Origin of the sequence: Nocardia concava NBRC 100430, from assembly GCF_000308815.1 — a bacterium.
Taxonomy (GTDB): Bacteria; Actinomycetota; Actinomycetes; order Mycobacteriales; family Mycobacteriaceae; genus Nocardia; species Nocardia concava.
In genome coordinates this window covers 131,156-149,413 of the sequence record NZ_BAFX01000075.1, presented here as the reverse complement: position 1 = coordinate 149,413, position 18,258 = coordinate 131,156, and the positions used below count along the sequence as shown (strand labels likewise).

Below are 18,258 nucleotides of genomic sequence, written 5' to 3'. Positions count from 1 at the left end.
GGACGGCCGGGGCGCCGAACATCCGGACAACCCCTGAGACCGCCCCTGAGAAGCTACCCGGAGACCGGTGCGGGCTTGGGCATTCGCGCGGCCAGGCCGAGCGCGCCCGCCACCACGGATGCGGCCACAATGGCGTACCAACCGTGTTGGAACGCTTCGAGAGTGGCGTGCAGGCCTTCGGGGGAACCCAGCACCGCCACGAATACCGCCACACCCACCGCCATGCCGATCTGCCGGGCCATGCTCAGCACCGCCGATCCCGTAGCGAATCGCTGCGGCGGTAGTCCCGCCGTGCCCGCCGCGACGCTGGTCGGCATGGTCAGACCAACGCCCAGTCCGGTCACCAGCATGCCGCCGAGCAGTCCGGCGGCGTAGTTCGGCTGCAGCGTGATCGCCTGCGCCCACCACACGAGTCCGGCCGCGAACGAGACTCCACCCAGCGCCAGCACCGGCCCGGCGCCCACCCGGGCGATGAGCTTGCCCGCCGACACCGCGACGAACGGCACCATCAGCGGACCGGGAGCGATCGCCAGTCCGGTCTTCAGCGCCGACCACCCCCACACGCTCTGCATCCACAGCACCGCCGAGAGCAGCATCCCCGCGAACGCGACATTGAACAGCAGCGAATTGCCCATCATGAGAGCGAAATTCGGCACCCGCAGCAATCCGGGATCCACGACCGGACTGTGATGGCGGCGCGACGAGATCACGAACACCACCGCGAACACGACCGTCGCCGCGAACGCGCCGATCACGCCGACTGAACCCCAGCCCCAGTCCGGCCCCTTGACCACCGCGAGGATCAGCGAAGCCACCGACGCGATCAGCGCCAGCGCCCCGAGCCCGTCCGGCAGCGCGCCACCCGAGCCGGCGGGCCTGGGCAGCAGCCGCACACCGACCACCAGCGCGATCACGCCGATCGGCACATTCACCAGAAACACCCAGCGCCAATGGAATTCGACGAGCACGCCGCCGATCACCGGCCCCAGCGCCGCACCCAGCCCGCCGAAAGCGACCCAGAGCCGCACGGCCGTGGCCCGCTTTTCGGGCGGTGTGGCCGCCATCAGCAGGCCCAGCGAGGACGGTGTCAGCAGTGCCGCGCCCGCCGCCTGGGCGACCCGGAAGGTCACCAGCGCACCGGTATTCCACGCGACCGCGCACAGCGCCGACCCCAGCACGAAGATGCCGAGCCCGGCCAGGAATGTGGTCTTGTTCCCGTTCCGGTCGCCGAGCCGCCCGGCGGGCACGAGCAGGGCTGCGTAGACGATCGAATACGCGTTGAGCACCCACGAGAGTCCCGCGATGCGCGCCCCGGAGAAATCCTCGGCGATCCGCGGCAGTGCCACATTCACGATGAACAGGTCCAGGCTCGACAGCACCACGGCCACCGCGACGATGCCCAGCACCAACCGCGGATCGACAGCCCGCCGTTCCTCTTGCACGACAGCGGTACTCATCGATCTCCCCCGCCCGGCCGGCAACCGACCCCAGTGAGTTTCTTCATGAGACCGACCATAGGTCAGTGAGTCTCTTGAAGCAACTGACTATGCTGTGTGTATGCGGCGAACCAGCTTCGAGGACATGAACTGCTCCATCGCCCAATGCCTGGAGGTGGTGGGTGAATGGTGGACCCTGCTGATCGTCCGAGATGCGCTCTTCGGCGTCACCCGGTTCGATGACTTCCGCTCGCGGCTCGGCATCGCCCGCAACGTCCTCACCCAACGCCTGGAACACCTTGTCGCGCAGGGCATCCTGGAGAAGACCCCGTATCAGGAGAACCCGGTTCGCTACGACTATGTGCTCACCGACAAGGGGCGCTCGCTATGGACGATCGTGGCCGCCATGCGGCAATGGGGTGACGAATGGGCCGCCCCCGACGGTCCCCCGATCGAGGCCGTCCACAAGACCTGCGACCACGTCATGACCGTCCAGCCCGTGTGCTCGGAATGCGGCGATCACCTCACCGCGAAGGACCTTCGCCTGCAACTCGGCCCGGGCGCGCACGATCCGGACCTGCTGCCGAGCCGTACGTAGAGAAGACCTGCGACCGGTTCAGGCCGGGCGGACGGCGTGCACCGGCTGGCCGGTGGCCGCCGCGATGCGGGGTAGCTCGGCGGTGATCTGCGCGGTCGGAACCGGTGCGCCGTCGAACATGGAGACCACCAGATCGCCCTTGTCGAGGTCCCAGGTTCCGGCGATGCGACCGCCGACCAGAACGAGCGGCGAGATCCAACCCGCCGTGCGGCTGACCTTGGCGCGATGATCGCCCGGGAGCAAGGCGGTGTCGCCGGTTCCGGGTCCCAGGACGTACTGGTCGAATTGGCCGAGGAGATGAACCGCGGAGGACGGCTTGATCTTCCGCAGTTCGTCGAGGTGTTCGGTGAGGAAGAAGCCGGTGCGCCCCTCGACGTCGACCTCGGTCAGCTCATCGCTCAGCGCCGAAAACCAGCGCCGCACAGTCGTTTTGCTCAGGAAGCCGCGCGTCAGCCAGTTGTTGAAGATCTCGGGCGTCGCGGGCCCGTACGCGCCCAGATAGGTGCGAATGACGAGCGGCGCAGCTGTGTCGGGATCCGGAATACCGGACCATCCGGGAATCACATGGGCCGGATTGCTGAACGTGACCGAGGTACCCCGACTCGATCCGTAGCAGAGGGCTCCCTGCCAGGCCAGCGGCTTGAGCATCGACCCCCACCCCGACCTCAGATGCGCCTCCAACGGCTGAAACCGAGGTTCGGCGATGAGTTCCCCGACCAACTCGTCGCGCGTGAGCACCCTGCCATCGAGAATCTCACCGACCGCCTTCACCATCGCGGCGACATCCTCCGGCGTAGCCCCGGCAGCCTTGGTCCACGCCGGTTTCTCCCACGTCCGCGCCGACGCCATCAGGGACAATGCCGCCGCCCCTACCTCCGGCGTGAGCGCATGCAGCGTCCCCCGCATGGCCCACGTCTTCATCAGCTTCCCCTCCCCCAACGCCTCCATGACCGCTCCCGGCGTTCCAGCCGAACGTCGCAGCGCCACAGCCGTTTCCGCCGCCGAGGTGACCTGCGCCTGCACCCCGCAGAGCCGCTCGACCACGGCCACAACGTCACCCTTGGTGCGCGGCTCCACGAACTGCCGCCGCACCCGCCACCCGAAAACCTGATCCCACGAAACCTTCACAACGCCTCCCACCCGTCCCGCGCGGCCGCACAACCGACCTCAGCTTAGAACCGCACCCCGACACAATCCGCACTCTCCCGCAGGAAGTCGGGCCCGCCGCGATCGTTCACGTCGCTCGGGCCGACCGCTCGTGCCGCGGACGCCGCTCCGGATCATGTTGTCGTAGGAGCGGCTTCGACCGGTTCCTCGGCCGGTGGGACTACGAAGACTTCCCGGGTCCGGCGGCCCCCTACGCCGCCGGACCCGCCGCCTCCCGACCCGGATCGGGCGCATGAACCCCCAGTTCGCGCCGGTGCGCCGCACTGCCGATACCGCCGCAGTGCGGCGGCAGTCCTCAGAGGCGTTCGATGATGGTGGCGTTGGCGAGGCCGCCGGCTTCGCACATGGTCATGAGGCCGTAGCGGCCGCCGGTTTGCTCGAGGTGGTTGAGCATGGTGGTGAGGATGCGGGTGCCGGAGGCGCCGAGGGGGTGGCCGAGGGCGATGGCGCCGCCGCGGGGGTTGAGTTTGGCCGGATCGGCGGCGAGTTCGTGGGCCCAGACCAGGGGGACGGGGGCGAAGGCCTCGTTGACCTCGTAGGCGTCGATGTCGTTGATGGACAGGCCCGCTCGGGCGAGGACCTTGCGGGTCGCCGGGATGACGGCGGTGAGCATGAGCAGCGGATCATCGCCGGTGACGGCGAAGGAGTGGAAGCGGGCGCGGGGCTTCAGGCCCAGCTGGGCGGCCTTCTCCTCGCTCATGATGAGGGCGGCGGAGGCGCCGTCGGTCAGCGGCGAGGAGTTGCCGGAGGTGATGGACCACTCGATTTCCGGGAAGCGGGCCTTGAATTCGGCGTCGACGAAGGCGGGCTTCAGACCGGCCAGGCCCTCGACGGTGGTGCTGGGGCGGATGGTCTCGTCGGCGGTGAGGCTGCCCGCGGCGACCAATTCGTTGTCGAAGCCGCCGGATGCGGCGGTGGCCGCGGCCAATTGGTGCGATCGCGCCGCGAATTCGTCCAGCGCCGCCCGGTCGAACTTCCAGCGGGCCGCGATCACCTCGGCCGAAATACCCTGCTGCACAAGCCCGTTCGGGTACCGGTGCGCGATCGGCCCCCGGTTGGCGTCCTTGCCCTGGGCGTTGGAGAACATCGGCACCCGCGACATGGATTCCACACCGCAGGCGATGGCGATGTCGTAGGCCCCCGCGATCACGCCCTGCGCCGCGAAATGCGCCGCCTGCTGTGAGGATCCACACTGCCGATCCACCGTCGTGGCGGGTACCGACTCCGGAAATCCGGCCGCCAGCACCGCGGTACGCGAGATATTGAACGCCTGCTCACCGCTCTGCGTGACGCAACCGCCGATCACATCATCGACCAGTGCCGGATCGATCCCGGTGCGCTCGACCAGGCTCTGCAGCACCCCGGACAGCAGTGTCGCCGGATGCACTTCCGACAGGCCGCCACCGATTTTCCCCTTGCCGGAGGGGGTGCGGACGGCGTCGACGATGACGGCGGAAGTCATGACTTCTCCTAGTTCCCACTGTACGGACCGGACGCGAATTCCGGTTAACATATGCACTGTACCGCACCGTGGCGCACGCCGTCAGCCGCGCGGATTTTCACCTCCCGGCCATCGTGATTCAGGTTGCTAGCCTGTTGCTGTGACTGCGACACGCAATCGGAACCCCGAACCCTTCTGGGACCTCGAGATGCGACTGTCCGCGGTGCTGTCGGTTCTGGCGGGATTCATCGGCGCGGCCGCGTACACGCACTCCGAGGGCTACTTCGTCACCTTCATGACCGGCAATACCGAACGCGCCGTACTGGGCAACTTCGCCGGTGACCACGTTCTCGCGCTGGGCGCGTTCGCGATCATCGCCTGCTTCCTGGCGGGCGTCTTCGTGGCCTCGCTGTGCCGTCGCTTCTGGTGGACCAATCACCCGCACGGCGCGACCATGCTCACCACGGGCGCGCTGCTGGGTGCGGCCATCGTCGACGCGTTCCTCGAGGAACGTGGGATCGGCCTGGCCCCGATTCTTTTCGTGGCCTTCGGCATGGGTTCGATCAATACCTCGTTCGTGAAGAACGGCGAGGTGTCCATCCCGGTCAGTTACATCACCGGCACGCTGGTGAAATTCGCTCAGGGCGTCGAGCGGCACGTGGCCGGCGGCGGCACGGCCCGCGACTGGCTCGGCTATGCGACGCAATATCTTTCGTTCGCCGCGGGCGCGCTCATCGGCGGCCTGGTGTCACTCGTGATCGACGGCTACTACATGCTCAATGCCGCCTTCGTCGGCTCGCTGCTGGTGTCGGCCTATACCTGGCGCGCGGACATTCGCTGGGTCCGGCGGAATGTCCGGATTTCCGCGGAAGAGGATTGAGACACGTCACAGCCGCGCAACACTTGGTTAATTAAGCGCAATTCGCCCTAAGTGGTCATATTCTGACCTGCATGACAACCAGCAAAGAGGGAGTTAACGAGGGGCCGGTTCAAGCACTGGCCCGCAGTGCGTGGCAGTCGATCCTGGTCACCGGTCTGCTCTCGGTGGTGCTGGGCATCCTGATCCTGGTGTGGCCGGGACCCACCCTGGTCGTCGCCGGCGTCCTTTTCGGCATCTACCTGCTCGTGTCCGGTGTCTTCCAGCTGATCGCGGCCTTCGGTCTGCACGTCAGCGCCTGGATGCGGGTGCTGTCGTTCATCACCGCGATCCTGTCCTTCATTCTGGGTTTCTTCTGCTTCCGCAATGAGTTCCAGGCCATCGGCCTGCTGGCCCTGTGGATCGGCATCACCTGGATCTTCCGCGGCACCGCGGTGCTGGTGGCCGCGGTGTCCGATGCCCTGATGCCGGGCCGGGGCTGGCAGATCCTGTTCGGCATTCTGCTCATCGTCGGTGGTGGCCTGCTGATCGTGGAGCCCTTCCGCTCCATCGGCGCACTGGTCATCGTGGTGGGCTGCTGGCTGATCGCCATCGGTGTTTTCGAGGTGATCACGGCCTTCACGGTGAAGAGCCGCGCCAAGGATGTTCCCGCGGGGCTCTGAGTCTTCGAGGGGTTCACGGCGCACCACAACCATCCACGGCGGTCGCCCTTCGGGGTGGCCGCCGTTTCTGTTGCGCCACAGGCGATCTCAGCGCAATCGTTTGGGCCGCTTGTCCATCAGCCGCAGAATCAACGGCGTGAAGATCAGCTGCATGGCCAGATCCATCTTCCCGCCCGGCACCACGATGCTGTTGGGCCGTGACATGAACGAATCGTGCAGCATGGACAGCAGATATGGGAAGTCGATCACCTTCGGATCGGCGAAGCGGATCACCACGAAGCTCTCGTCCGCGGTCGGAATGGTCCGGGCGGTGAACGGATTCGAGGTGTCGACCGTCGGCACCCGCTGGAAGTTCACATACGTCCGCGAGAACTGCGGGCAGATGTGCTTCACATAGTCGGGCATGCGCCGCAGGATGGTGTCGATGATGGCCTCGCTGGAGTATCCGCGTTCGGTCTTGTCGCGGTGCACCTTCTGAATCCACTCCAGATTGATGATGGGCACCACGCCGACCAGCAGATCCGCGTAGCGCGCCACATCGACGTCCTCGCCGACCGCCGCGCCGTGCAGGCCCTCGTAGAACAGCAGATCGCTGCCCGGCGCGAGTTCCTCCCACGGTGTGAAGGTGCCCGCGGGCTGTCCGAAGGGTTTGGCCTCATCGTCATCGTGCAGATACCGCCGCACCGCGCCGACCCCGGTCTCCCCGTACTCGCGGAACAGCGCTTCCAGCTCGCTGAGCAGATTCGCCTCCGGCCCGAAATGCGAGAAGGTCAGATTGCGCTGCTGTTCGGCCTCGGCCATGGCCAGCTTCATCTCGTTGCGGTCGTAGCGATGGAACGAATCCCCTTCCACGATGGCCGCGTTGATTCCCTCGCGGCGGAAGATCTCCTGGAAGGTTCGCGTGACGCTGGTCGTCCCCGCACCGGACGACCCGGTGATCGCGACCACGGGATGTTTGACCGACATGGCACCTCCTCGATTGCCGGACAACAGATTTCGCGCATGCCCGCGCGAGAGGGATCAATGCCGGGCCGACCGGAACAGCGAACGCGAACCGAACAGCGAGGCGTCGAAACTCGGCCCCTCCTCCGGCTCGCGGTGATAGCGCTCGATCCGCTCGACCTCATTGCGGGACCCGAAGATGAACGGAATCCGCTGGTGCAGCTCCTCCGGTCGCACATCCAGCACCCGCTCGTGCCCGGTGGTCGCCGCGCCGCCCGCCTGTTCGACGATGAAGGCGATGGGATTGGCCCCGTACAGCAACGAGACCCGGCCCGGACGATCCGGATGCCGGGTATCGCGCGGATACATGTACAGCCCGCCGCGGGTCAGGATGTGGAACGTGTCGGCCACCAGCGAGGCGACCCAGCGCATATTGAAGTCCCGTCCGCGCGGCCCCTCGACCCCTTCGAGGCATTCGTGGACATACCGGCGCACCGGTCGCTCCCAGAACCGCTCGTTGGCGGCATTGATCGCGAAACCCGAAGTGTCGTCCGGAATTCGCATGCGCGGGTGGGTGAGCACGAACGCGCCCACCTCACGGTCGAGGGTGAATCCGTCCACGCCGTTGCCGGTGGTCAGCACCAGCATGGTGGCCGGACCGTAGAGCGTGAAGCCCGCACACACCTGCTGCACGCCCGGCTGCAGGAAGTCCGCACCGGTCGCCTCGCGCCCGTCCTCCGGTGCCCGCAGCACGCTGAAGATCGTTCCCACCGGCAGATTCACATCGATATTGCTCGAGCCGTCCAGCGGATCGAAGGCCAGCAGATACTTCCCGCGCCGGTACTCGCTCGGCACCGGATGGCAATCGCGCATCTGCTCCGACACCAGCGCCGAGAGCGGCCCGGTCCACTGACTCTCGGCCACCATCACGTCATTGGCGATGGCATCCATCTTGCGATGCACGGTGATCGGCAGATTCTCGGCATCGGTCGCACCCAGCGAGCCGATGATGGCTCCCCGGGTGACCTGGTTCGCGATGATCTTGGTGGCGGTGGCGAGCACATTGAGCAGCGCCGAGAACTCCCCGGACGCGCCGGGCTGGCGGTGCTCGGACTCGATGGTGTAGCGGGTGAGGGTCTTCAGTCCTTCGGGCACAATCGCTCTCAATTCGTCATGGAGGGGCCCCCTCGTCAGCAGACCCGTTCGAGTCGGTAGGGGCGTCCGCGAACACGCTGCTGCCCAGGACGTCGCCGTCGGTCAGCGTGATGAGATCCGTGCGGCCGACCGGCCGGTGCAGCTCCACCAGGCGCTTGGCCTGACGCAGCCGGCACCGGTCGAGGGCATTGCGCACGCTGCGGGCATTGGCGAAGCGGGGGCGGGCCATGCGCAGCAGCAGATAGCGCGAGAATGCCTCGGCGGCAGCGGGATCGAAGCGGAAATTCTCCTGGCGCACCATGAGTTCGGCGATGGCCATGAGTTCTTCGTGGGTATAGTCGGGGAACTCGATGTGGTGGGCGACCCGGGAGGACAGGCCCGGGTTGGCGGAGAAGAAGGTCTCCATGCGATCGGGATAACCGGCGAAGATCACCACGAGGCTGGTGCGCTCGTTCTCCATCTCCTGCAACAGGATTTCGATGACCTCCTGCCCGTAGTCGCGCTCGTTCTCCGGGCGGAACAGGTAGTAGGCCTCGTCGATGAACAGCACTCCCCCGGCGGCCTTGGCCAGCGCCTCCTTGGTCTTGGGCGCGGTATGGCCGATGAACTGGCCGACCAGGTCGTCGCGGGTGACGGTGTGCACCTTGGGTTTGCGGATGTATCCGAGGGCGTGCAGCATCTCGGCCATGCGCAGGGCGACGGTGGTCTTACCGGTGCCGGGCCCGCCGGTGAAGCTCATGTGCATGGTCGGGCGGGTAGCCTGGAGCCCGAAGCGCTGACGGGCGCGATCGATGAGCAGCAGGGCCGCGATTTCCCGCACTCGCCGTTTGACATTCGCCAGGCCGACCAGTTCGGCATCAAGGCGGGCGAGCGTGTCCTCGACGTCCTTGCCCGCGATATCGGTCGACAGGTCCAGCAGCGCGTCGTCAGCGAGTTGCGACGGCGGGCCGTCAATTGGACGGAGCAGGTGGTCGGCCGCCGAATCCTCCGGTCCGGGAGGGTGTCCGGCGGCCGTACCGCGCACCGGTGCGGGGCTCGTGACCCCGGGTCGATGCATCTGGAACCCGCCCGCCGGACGGCCGGCTGCAGGCTGCCGGCCGTCCGGAACCGCGGGGCGTTCCGCGCTCACGATATCCTCCCGTTCCGAAACGTCTTCAGCCGCCATACCTTTCGCCCGGACGGTCGTCGGTGGCATAGGCGTGGAAGCCGTAGTGCTGGCGACGGTCGTCGGATTCGGCGCGATCCAGGCGGAAGCCCGGCTCGTTGACAGGGCGCTGCACGATGAAGCTCAATGCCGTGGTCTGGCGGCCGTAGGAGGCGTCGTAGGCGTTCACGCGAATGTAGTGGCGCGGGAACGTGGCCCGGCAGGCGTTGATCTCGGCGAGTACACCGTCGGGCTCGTCCAGATCGAACAGCGGCAGGCCCCACATCTCCCAATAGCTGTTGCGCGGATGCGGATCGTCGGTGTACTCGATCGACACCGGCCAGTTGTTGAGCAGTGCGTAGCGGACCTGGGCGGCGATTTCGGTGTCGTCGAGATCCGGCAGGTGCGAGAAGGTGCCCTGGCGCAAATGCATTGGTGGTCCTCGACTTTCAGCGCGTGGCCGTGGGGACGGCGTCGGGGGCGTCGGTGGAGGTGTAGTCGAAGGTGACATCACCCCAGGTCGCGAGCGCGACATCGAGCGGGCGGCAGAGTTCGGCGGCGCGGCGCAGCACGTCCGGGCCCTCCTTGAGCAGATCGCGACCCTCGTTGCGCGCCTTGACGACCGCCTCGAGCGCGACCCGGTTGGCCTCCGCGCCCGCGGCGATACCCATCGGATGTCCGATGGTGCCGCCGCCGAATTGCAGGATCACGTCATCGCCGAACAGGTCCAGCAGCTGATGCATCTGACCGGCGTGAATACCGCCGGAGGCCACCGGCATGACACCGGGCAGGCTGGCCCAATCCTGATCGAAGAAGATGCCATTGGCCGGATTCATCGGCACATGGCCGTCGCGCAAGGTGTCGTAGAAGCCGCGCACCGAATGCGGGTCGCCTTCGAGCTTGCCCACGACCGTGCCCGCGTGAATGTGATCGACGCCGATCAACCGGCACCACTTGGCCAGCACCCGGAAGCTCACGCCGTGCGTCTTCTGCCGGGTGTACGTGGAATGCCCGGCCCGGTGCAGATGCAGCAACATGCCATTGCGGCGCGCCCACTTGGCCATGGACTGCATGGCCGTGTAGCCGACCGTCAGGTCCATCATGATGATGCAGCTGCCCAGCGACTTGGCGAACTCGGCCCGCTCGTACATGTCCTCCATGTCCGCGGCGGTGACATTGAGGTAATGGCCTTTCAATTCACCGGTTTCGGCAATCGCGCGGTTGACGCCCTCCATGGCGAACAGGAAACGGTCGCGCCAGCGCATGAACGGCTGCGAGTTGATGTTCTCGTCATCCTTGGTGAAATCGAGACCGCCCTTGCAGGCCTCGTACACCACGCGGCCGTAGTTGCGCGCCGACAATCCCAATTTCGGTTTCACCGTGGCGCCGAGCAGCGGGCGGCCGTATTTGTTGAGATATTCCCGCTCCATAACGATTCCGTGCGCGGGACCCTGAAAGGTCTTGACATATGCGACGGGAATCCGCATGTCCTCCAGGCGCAATGCCTGCAATGGCTTGAAACCGAAGACATTGCCGATGACCGAGGAGGTGAGATTGGTGATCGAGCCCTCCTCGAACAGGTCGAGGTCGTAGGCGATGTAGGCGAAGTACTCCCCCGGACGGCCCGGCACCTCGTCCACCCGGTAGCACTTGCCCTGGTAGCGGTTGTGCGCGGTGAGGCGGTCGGTCCAGACGACCGTCCATGTCGCGGTGGAGGATTCGCCGGCCACCGCGGCCGACGCCTCGACCGGGTCCACGCCCTGCTGCGGGGTCACCCGGAAAACCGCCAGCACATCGGTGTCCTTGGGCTGATAGTCGGGCGCGTAGTATCCCATCGAGGCATACGACTGCACACCCGGATCCCACCGGCTGCGCTGATCATCGTCAGATCCGGCCATCTTTCCTCCTGCGAACCGGGTTGGGCCACTTGTGATTCCCAGGATGACGGGGCCGTTAACGACAAACAATTCGATTGTTTCTGTTCTCGCTCAACCTTTTCGTCAGGTTTGCTACTGTTGAGTATGGGTACGGTGAGCGCGGTGCGCATGGAAACCTTTCTCGCCGTTGCCAAGCACTCCAGCATTCGCCGCGCCGCGGCGCAGTTGCACATCACCGAAGCGGCGGCCTCGGCGGCCGTGGCACACATCGAGAAACAACTCGGGGCCAAACTTGTGGCCAAATCCGGGCGGGGCATCGCGCTCACCGAGGCGGGGCGGGTGTACGCGGACTACTGCCGCAGCATTCTCGGGCTGATGAAGGAGGCGCACGCGGCGGTGCGCGAGGCCGAGACCGGTCGGTTGCGTATCGGGGTGGTGGCGACAGCCGGGGAATACGTGCTGCTGCGGCTGCTCGCCTCGTTCCACAACCGGTATCCCAGTATCGAATTGGCGCTGTCGATCCAGCCGCGGGATGTGCTGTTCCTCGAATTGACCCACCACGAAACCGATCTCGTGGTGGCGGGGCGGCCGCCGCGGGACGCGGGGCTGGTCACCCGGGCGCGGCGGCCGTGCCAGCTGGTGGTGGTCGGCGCGCCGAAGCTCTGGCCGGACCCCTGTGAGGCCACCTGGCTATTGCGTGGCAAAGGATCCGGTACCCGCGACACCACGCTCGCATTGTTCGACCGGCTCCAAATCCGGCCGCCCACACTGACTCTCGGCACGCACGGGGCTGCGCTGGCCGCCGCGCGGGAGGGGCTGGGCATCACCCTCATCCACTCCGATGCCATCATCACCGATCTCGATGCCGGGCAGCTCGAGGTGCTGGCGGTGGAGGGCACACCCCTCAACCGGCCCTGGCATGTCGTCACCACCCGCACCCCGACGCCCACCGCCCGGCTGTTCCTGTCCCACATCACCGATCCGGACCGGGTCGGCGACAAGGCGTTCCGTGGCGTATGAGGCAAAGAGGCGTCTGAGCTGGTCAGCGACTCGCGGGCCGACCCCTGCGCAATCCGAAGATCAACTTCGGGCAAGATTGTCCGGGTGCCATTCGACCCCGAGGAAATTCAGCAGTCGGTGCTGCTGTGGGTCGACCGCCTCCACCGGGTCGCGCCCCGCCCAGCCGCCCACGTCCCGCCCATGATCGCGGGCCACCACGGCCACCTGGACTTCGCCGAGCCGTTCTTCCGCGTCACGCCCGATCGCCTCAGTTTCGAGGCGTGGGAGCGCAACAAGCAGATCCTCGACAAGCCCACGACCTCGCCCGAGGAGCTCTCGTACTGGGTCGTCGACCATATGGCCCGTCAGATCGCCCTCGACACCGTGCACCAGCATGCGGCCCGGCCGCCGACGCACGACGCGCGGCGGATCTGGTTCCCGGAATGGCATCGGCTGGTCTCGGCCGTGCACCCCGAGTGGGGCGGGCGGACGCTCACCCATATCAATGGGATTCTGGCCGAGTACCCCTTCCACTGACGTTCGACGTCACGCGCCCGGGGCGGTGAGCCGGGCGCGGGCTTCCGCCCAGGACAGCGGCAGGTTCTTGCCCGCCTCCTTCGACTCGACGAAGCGTGGGTTGCCCACGCGCCCAGCCATATCCGCGAGCATCTCGGCGTGGGATCCGGCGCGCACGAAGGCCTCCATCGCGTCCTTGTCCGACCAGGCCGACAGGGTCCGGAAGGTCTTGACGGTCAGCAGGGCGTCGAGGCTGTAACCGGCGCAGCCCGGGGCGTCCTTCAACTGGCTTCGGATCTTCAGAGTCCAGCGCAGGAACCGCGGTATGTCGGCATACCGTTTCAAGGGCAGTTCGGAGGTGAGCACATGCAGCTCCGCGCCGTCCTCGGGCTTGTAAACACCGCTGGTCCAAGGCAATTGAGGCATGGCGATCAGCCTGACAGTCCGCCCGGTCCCCCGCAAGCGCAGCGCTGGCGAATCGGTGGCTACCATGGCGTGAGGTGTGTCTTCCGGCGCTTTTCGGCGAACAGGAGATCTCATGCGAGGCACCGTCTTACACGCGCCGTTCGACATTCGATTCGAGGAGCGGCCCGATCCCTGCATCGAGCAGCCGACCGACGCGATCATCCGCACCGTCGCGACCTGTGTCTGCGGCTCCGACCTGTGGTCCTATCGCGGCATCAACCCGGTTACCGAGCCGCGGCCGATGGGGCACGAATACGTCGGGATCGTCGAGGAGGTCGGGGCCGAGGTCACCTCGCTGCGGCCCGGCCAGTTCGTGGTCGGCGGCTTCGCCTACTCGGACAACACCTGCCCCAACTGCCGCTACGGCATCCAATCGGCGTGCATGAACGGCGGATTCATGGGCACCTGCCAGGCCGAACTGATCCGGATTCCCCTGGCGGGCGGCACGCTGGTCGCCTTGCCCGAGCAACCGGACGCGGATTTGGTGCCGAGCCTGCTGACCCTCTCCGATGTCATGGGCACCGGCTGGTACGCCGCAGTTGCCGCGGAAGTCCGGCAGGGCTCGACGGTCGCCGTCGTCGGCGACGGCGCGGTCGGACTGTGCGGCGTCCTGGCCGCGAAAGAACTTGGCGCCGAACGCATCATCGCCATGAGCCGCCACGAATCCCGCCAGAAACTGGCCCTCGACTTCGGTGCCACCGACATCGTCACCGAACGCGGCGACGACGGCGTCGCCCGCATCAAAGAACTCACCAACGGCACAGGCGCCGACGCCGTCCTCGAATGCGTAGGCACCGCCGAATCCATGACCCAGGCCCGCCACTCCACCCGCGTAGGCGGCACCGTCGGCTTCGTAGGCGTCCCCCACGGCATCCAAATCTCCGGCGACGACCTCTTCCGCACCCACGTAGGCCTCCGCGGCGGCCCCGCCCCCGTCCGCCGCTTCCTCGCAGACCTCATCGGCCGCGTCCTCGACGGCCACATCACCCCCGGCAAGGTCTTCGACCTCACCCTCCCTCTCGGCGAAGTCGCCGAAGGCTACGCCGAAATGGACGAACGCCGAGCCATCAAAACCCTCCTCCTGCCCTGAGGGTATGCCGCGGCCCACAGCCGGTTTCAAGATCAGGGAGCTCTCAGCGTTGAAATCTGTCCGATTTCGAGCGCTGAGAGCTCCCTGATCTTGGTATCGGAGCTGGTGGGGGCAGTGGGCGGGGATGGGTGTCCGGTGAGTGGGGCTTGTCACCATTTCGTTAGTTAGCGACATGCAACTATATTTGGGCGCGTTGTTTGTTCGTTGACTTGCGGGAGGCTCTGATGGCTGCGGCCCCAACCACCGGTGTGGATGCCGGTGATGTCCAGACCATTCGGAGGCGGCTCCGGATCGAGCATGATCATCCGCATTACAAGTGGGTGGCCCTGTCGAATACGACGTTGGGGATGCTCATGGTGACGATCAACTCGTCGATCGTGATCATCTCGCTGCCGGACATCTTCCGAGGGATCGATCTGAACCCGCTGGCGGCGGGGAATGTCAGCTACCTGCTGTGGATGATGATGGGCTTCTTGCTCGCGTCCGCGGTGCTGGTGGTGATGTTCGGGCGGCTCGGGGACATGGTCGGGCGGGTGAAGATCTACAACTACGGGTTCGTGATCTTCACGGTCACGGCGATCGCGTTGTCGTTCGATCCGTTCACCCATGGGGGTGGTGCGGTGTGGTTGATCGGGTGGCGGGTGCTGCAGGGCGTCGGTGGCGCGATGCTGATGGCCAATGCGGCGGCCATCCTCACCGATGCGTTTCCGGCCGAGCAGCGCGGATTCGCGCTGGGGATCAATCAGGTTGCGGCGGTGGCCGGTTCGTTCCTGGGGCTGCTGCTGGGCGGGCTGCTCGCGCAGTGGGATTGGAAGGCCGTGTTCTGGGTGAGTGTGCCGTTCGGCATTCTCGGGACCGTGTGGTCGTACCGGTCGCTGCACGACAATGGGCAGCGGAATCCGGGCTCGCTGGATCTGCCGGGCACCATTACCTTCGCGGTGGGTCTGACCGCGCTGCTGACCGGCATCACCTATGGCATTCAGCCGTACGGGGATTCGAATACCGGCTGGTCCAACCCGTGGGTGCTGGCGGCGGTGTTCGGCGGTATCGCGGTGCTGGCGCTGTTCTGCTGGATCGAGACCAAGGTGGAACAGCCGATGTTCCATCTGTCGCTGCTCAAGAATCGGGCGTTCGGGCTGGGTAATCTGGCGGGGCTGATGTCGTCGCTGGGGCGCGGTGGTCTGCAGTTCATGCTGATCATCTGGCTGCAGGGCATCTGGTTGCCGCTGCACGGGTTCGACTTCGAGTCGACGCCGCTGTGGGCGGGTATCTACCTGCTGCCGCTGACGGTGGGATTCCTTGTGGCGGGACCGGTTTCGGGCAAGCTGTCCGACCGTTACGGGCCGCGGCTGTTCGCGACGCTGGGCATGGCGATCACCGCGGTGACCTTCGTGCTGCTGGTGGTGCTGCCGGTCGACTTCTCCTACTGGGCGTTCGCGGTGGTCATCGCGCTCAACGGTCTGGGCTCGGGCATGTTCGCCTCCCCCAATACCGCCGAGGTGATGTCGGCGGTGCCGGCCTCGCAGCGCGGTGTGGCCTCCGGCATGCGCGGCACGCTGCTCAATGGCGGTATGGCGCTGTCGATCGGTGTGTTCTTCTCGCTCATGATCATCGGCTTGTCCAATTCGTTGCCGGGCGCCATGAATTCGGGTCTGCAGGAGCAGGGCGTGCCCGCCAACGTCGCGGAGAACATCTCCGGTCTGCCTCCGGTCGGCAGCCTGTTCGCGGCCTTCCTGGGTGTGAACCCGATCGAGGCGCTGCTCGGCCCGACGGGCATCCTCGACCATCCTGGCGTGCACAAGGACGTGCTCACCGGCCAGGAGTTCTTCCCGCACTTGATCTCCGGACCCTTCCACTCGGGTCTCGTCGTGGTCTTCCTCGGCGCCGCGATTATGATGCTGATCGGCGCGGTGGCCTCGTGGTTCGCCGGTAGCCCGACCGTTGCGGACGAGGCTGCCGAGCTCCGGGAAGCCGCCCGCGAGGGAATCTGAGACGGAGGAGATCACGCTGCCCGAGCCGACGAGCGTCGCCGACCCCGACCAGCTCACCGAAGCCGCCGAGCTGTATCACGCCATCGGCCGCCTCCTGCGCCTGCTGCGCCAGTCCGGCGACCTCGGATCACTGAGCCCCGGCGCGGCATCGGCCCTGGCCTCCCTCGCCCGCCAGGGCCCGCTGCGGCTCGGCGACCTGGCGGGTATCGAGCGGGTCAGCGCCCCGACCATGTCGCGGATAGTGACCGGCCTCGAGAAGGGCGGGTTCCTGACCCGGGACGCGGATCCGGAGGACGGTCGCGCGCAACTGCTCACGGCCACCGCCGCCGCGCACGACCTGGTCACGGGTCTGACCTCGGCCCGGATCCAGCGTTTCGCGGGGGCGATGGAACATCTGACCCCGGCGCAGCGCGAGGCGGTCAGGTCCGGACTGAACACCCTCATCGAAGCCCTCGACACCTAGCAATTGTCCAGTGCGCCAGCGACTTCGGTGTCACTGCTAGATTGCGGGAGTGGCAGGGATTTCCTTCGACGAGGCGGTCGTCGCACTGGCCGAAGCACCGGAAGGCGATTCGCGCGAACGCCTTTGGATGATGCTAGGCCTTCCGCCCGACACCGAAGTGCCCGAGTTCTTGCCCGGGGCATCATCGGCGATCCTGTACTCGTGCGCGGTCGCCTGGGATGGTGTCTCCGAGGGTTGCGGTACCGACGACGTACCCGCGGGAGACTGCCGTCATCTGCCCATTGTTATTGCCCTGCTGGGTAGTTCACTCGATGAGGTCCGCGAGCGGGCGAGGTCGGTGCTGTTGGCGTTCGGTCTGCCCGTGGTGGGAGCGTTGCGGGCGATACCGCCCTCGAACCGGTTGGCGCGGCGGGAAGCGTTGGCGGTGCTGGCCGAACTCGGCTGGCATCTGATCAAGCGCGAAGATCTGGTGATTCTGGAGCGATTGATCCGGATGAAGCAGGTGCTCGAGCCGCTCGAACCGCTGGACTTCGAGCGGCTGTCCGGATCGTGGTTCGCGGTGCCGACCAGCGATCAGGCCGCGGTCCTGGCCGCCTTCGACCTGTATGACCCGGTCCCCGCGACGCTGCGGATGGGATTCGCGCCGTGGCTGGGAGTCAGGCCCGCACGGCTGCCCTATGAGACGGCGATGAGCCTGCACGGTCTCGATTTTCGTGACACCCCGAGCCGGAAGGCGTTCATCCGGGAGCACACCGGAGAAGCCTATCCCGAAGTCTTCGTCACCCCGGCGCTGAATGGCTGGACCCTGTTGTGCTACGCGGACGACATCATCGGCCGGAGTCCGGAATCCCGCGTCCAGCGGCGACTGTTCACGATGCCCGCGCAGCAGCGGTTCGAGTTGCATCGGTGCCTGGAGGAATTGAGCCTGCGATTCGGATCGGCACACTGGTACGAGCAATTCGTGGACGACTACGCGCCGGGGCGATGGAGTCAATGGTGTGTCGCCCGCGACGGTGAGGTTCGAATGCACTGCCTGTCCGGCGGCCAGGTGACGGTCTACCGGTCCCGGGCGCGGCCCGCATCCGAGGAGGCCGACCAGGTCGAGGCCTATCTCGACATGGTGCGCGAGCACCCCGGCCGGCGTGACCCGTCCGAGGTCGACGAGGACGACATCGAAGGCGGAGATCCCTTGCAGGATCAGCTATTCGGCGCCCGCGGAGCTTCGGGCCGGCTGTCGGTGGACCTGACACGCCTCGGACCACTCACTCATGTGCAGGGCACCGGAGTGCTGGCCGTGCCGGCACACCTTCGACACCGGATGCGCCGCGGAGTGCTGCCGATCTAGCTCGCGACCCAAGGTCTCGGCCCTCGCGATCTTCTGCTGGACATTGAATTGACTCCTCAGTAAATTACGGCGCGTTCAATTAGGTGCCGG

18 protein-coding genes are annotated in these 18,258 nt (G+C 66.5%); 9 read left to right on the top strand and 9 right to left on the bottom strand.

Translation table 11 applies throughout. The features are described from left to right. Positions 1-53: 53 nt before the first annotated feature. Positions 54-1,457, bottom strand: a complete 1,404-nt coding sequence (locus ON43_RS16540) for an MFS transporter (protein WP_051178516.1) — start codon at positions 1,455-1,457, stop codon at positions 54-56. Between the two features lie 100 nt (positions 1,458-1,557). On the opposite strand from ON43_RS16540, the gene ON43_RS16535 reads away from it, so the two are divergent. Continuing rightward, positions 1,558-2,034 (top strand): winged helix-turn-helix transcriptional regulator, encoded by a 477-nt coding sequence (locus tag ON43_RS16535; protein ID WP_040808359.1) that lies wholly within the window; start codon positions 1,558-1,560, stop codon positions 2,032-2,034. A gap of 18 nt (positions 2,035-2,052) precedes the next feature. On the opposite strand, the gene ON43_RS16530 is transcribed toward ON43_RS16535, so the two are convergent. Together ON43_RS16530 and ON43_RS16525 are read right to left on the bottom strand one after the other, a co-directional pair. Further along, entirely contained in the window at positions 2,053-3,162 is a 1,110-nt protein-coding gene (locus tag ON43_RS16530; protein ID WP_083913463.1) for a winged helix DNA-binding domain-containing protein, read from the bottom strand. 334 nt (positions 3,163-3,496) lie between these two features. Continuing rightward, positions 3,497-4,663, bottom strand: coding sequence for a thiolase family protein (locus ON43_RS16525; RefSeq protein ID WP_040808357.1), 1,167 nt, complete (start codon positions 4,661-4,663; stop codon positions 3,497-3,499). Positions 4,664-4,850: 187 nt separating this feature from the next. Between ON43_RS16525 and ON43_RS16520 the strand changes: the two genes are divergently transcribed. Both ON43_RS16520 and ON43_RS16515 read left to right on the top strand, forming a co-directional pair. Then, positions 4,851-5,522, top strand: a complete 672-nt coding sequence (locus ON43_RS16520) for a YoaK family protein (RefSeq protein ID WP_040808356.1) — start codon at positions 4,851-4,853, stop codon at positions 5,520-5,522. Positions 5,523-5,593: 71 nt separating this feature from the next. Then, a complete protein-coding gene (locus ON43_RS16515; RefSeq protein ID WP_040808355.1) occupies positions 5,594-6,181 on the top strand; it encodes an HdeD family acid-resistance protein in 588 nt (195 codons plus the stop codon). A gap of 87 nt (positions 6,182-6,268) precedes the next feature. Here ON43_RS16515 and ON43_RS16510 read toward each other — a convergent pair whose 3' ends face one another. Genes ON43_RS16510 through ON43_RS16490 form a run of 5 tightly spaced genes read right to left on the bottom strand, consistent with a single transcriptional unit; the run spans position 6,269 to position 11,320 of the window. Next, a complete protein-coding gene (locus tag ON43_RS16510; protein WP_040808354.1) occupies positions 6,269-7,147 on the bottom strand; it encodes a phosphoribulokinase in 879 nt (292 codons plus the stop codon). A 54-nt stretch (positions 7,148-7,201) separates the two neighbouring features. Then, entirely contained in the window at positions 7,202-8,278 is a 1,077-nt protein-coding gene (locus ON43_RS16505) for a class 1 fructose-bisphosphatase (RefSeq protein ID WP_040808352.1), read from the bottom strand. A gap of 16 nt (positions 8,279-8,294) precedes the next feature. Then, complete coding sequence (locus tag ON43_RS16500) at positions 8,295-9,407, bottom strand: AAA family ATPase (protein WP_245568623.1); 1,113 nt, start codon at positions 9,405-9,407, stop codon at positions 8,295-8,297. A 25-nt stretch (positions 9,408-9,432) separates the two neighbouring features. Then, positions 9,433-9,855 carry a ribulose bisphosphate carboxylase small subunit gene (locus ON43_RS16495; RefSeq protein ID WP_040808351.1) on the bottom strand — a complete coding sequence of 141 codons (423 nt, stop codon included), beginning with the start codon at positions 9,853-9,855 and terminating at the stop codon, positions 9,433-9,435. Between the two features lie 16 nt (positions 9,856-9,871). Continuing rightward, positions 9,872-11,320 carry a form I ribulose bisphosphate carboxylase large subunit gene (locus ON43_RS16490; protein WP_040808350.1) on the bottom strand — a complete coding sequence of 483 codons (1,449 nt, stop codon included), beginning with the start codon at positions 11,318-11,320 and terminating at the stop codon, positions 9,872-9,874. Positions 11,321-11,443: 123 nt separating this feature from the next. Here ON43_RS16490 and ON43_RS16485 point away from each other — a divergent pair, with 123 nt between their 5' ends. Further along, a complete protein-coding gene (locus ON43_RS16485) occupies positions 11,444-12,319 on the top strand; it encodes a LysR family transcriptional regulator (protein WP_245568637.1) in 876 nt (291 codons plus the stop codon). An 84-nt stretch (positions 12,320-12,403) separates the two neighbouring features. After that, a complete protein-coding gene (locus ON43_RS16480; protein ID WP_040808349.1) occupies positions 12,404-12,835 on the top strand; it encodes an Imm63 family immunity protein in 432 nt (143 codons plus the stop codon). A 9-nt stretch (positions 12,836-12,844) separates the two neighbouring features. Here ON43_RS16480 and ON43_RS42535 read toward each other — a convergent pair whose 3' ends face one another. Next, positions 12,845-13,240, bottom strand: coding sequence for a DUF3291 domain-containing protein (locus ON43_RS42535; RefSeq protein WP_157514066.1), 396 nt, complete (start codon positions 13,238-13,240; stop codon positions 12,845-12,847). A 112-nt stretch (positions 13,241-13,352) separates the two neighbouring features. Between ON43_RS42535 and ON43_RS16470 the strand changes: the two genes are divergently transcribed. From ON43_RS16470 to ON43_RS16455, 4 genes are all read left to right on the top strand, one after another. Beyond that, positions 13,353-14,369: a zinc-dependent alcohol dehydrogenase family protein gene (locus ON43_RS16470; protein ID WP_040808348.1), complete on the top strand. Its 1,017-nt coding sequence runs from the start codon at positions 13,353-13,355 to the stop codon at positions 14,367-14,369. Positions 14,370-14,593: 224 nt separating this feature from the next. Beyond that, positions 14,594-16,360 (top strand): MFS transporter, encoded by a 1,767-nt coding sequence (locus ON43_RS16465; protein WP_040808347.1) that lies wholly within the window; start codon positions 14,594-14,596, stop codon positions 16,358-16,360. Continuing rightward, entirely contained in the window at positions 16,311-16,823 is a 513-nt protein-coding gene (locus ON43_RS16460) for a MarR family winged helix-turn-helix transcriptional regulator (protein WP_218003284.1), read from the top strand. The genes ON43_RS16465 and ON43_RS16460 overlap by 50 nt, the downstream gene beginning before the upstream one ends. A gap of 49 nt (positions 16,824-16,872) precedes the next feature. Next, positions 16,873-18,168, top strand: coding sequence for a hypothetical protein (locus tag ON43_RS16455; protein ID WP_040808345.1), 1,296 nt, complete (start codon positions 16,873-16,875; stop codon positions 18,166-18,168). The last annotated feature ends 90 nt before the right edge of the window (positions 18,169-18,258 follow it).

Coding starts and splice junctions, on each gene's coding strand:
- ON43_RS16540 (WP_051178516.1), bottom strand. CDS start 1,457: ATGAGTACCGCTGTCGTGCAAGAGGAACGGCGGGCTGTCGATCCGCGG.
- ON43_RS16535 (WP_040808359.1), top strand. CDS start 1,558: ATGCGGCGAACCAGCTTCGAGGACATGAACTGCTCCATCGCCCAATGC.
- ON43_RS16525 (WP_040808357.1), bottom strand. CDS start 4,663: ATGACTTCCGCCGTCATCGTCGACGCCGTCCGCACCCCCTCCGGCAAG.
- ON43_RS16520 (WP_040808356.1), top strand. CDS start 4,851: ATGCGACTGTCCGCGGTGCTGTCGGTTCTGGCGGGATTCATCGGCGCG.
- ON43_RS16515 (WP_040808355.1), top strand. CDS start 5,594: ATGACAACCAGCAAAGAGGGAGTTAACGAGGGGCCGGTTCAAGCACTG.
- ON43_RS16510 (WP_040808354.1), bottom strand. CDS start 7,147: ATGTCGGTCAAACATCCCGTGGTCGCGATCACCGGGTCGTCCGGTGCG.
- ON43_RS16495 (WP_040808351.1), bottom strand. CDS start 9,855: ATGCATTTGCGCCAGGGCACCTTCTCGCACCTGCCGGATCTCGACGAC.
- ON43_RS16490 (WP_040808350.1), bottom strand. CDS start 11,320: ATGGCCGGATCTGACGATGATCAGCGCAGCCGGTGGGATCCGGGTGTG.
- ON43_RS16485 (WP_245568637.1), top strand. CDS start 11,444: ATGGGTACGGTGAGCGCGGTGCGCATGGAAACCTTTCTCGCCGTTGCC.
- ON43_RS42535 (WP_157514066.1), bottom strand. CDS start 13,240: ATGCCTCAATTGCCTTGGACCAGCGGTGTTTACAAGCCCGAGGACGGC.
- ON43_RS16470 (WP_040808348.1), top strand. CDS start 13,353: ATGCGAGGCACCGTCTTACACGCGCCGTTCGACATTCGATTCGAGGAG.
- ON43_RS16465 (WP_040808347.1), top strand. CDS start 14,594: ATGGCTGCGGCCCCAACCACCGGTGTGGATGCCGGTGATGTCCAGACC.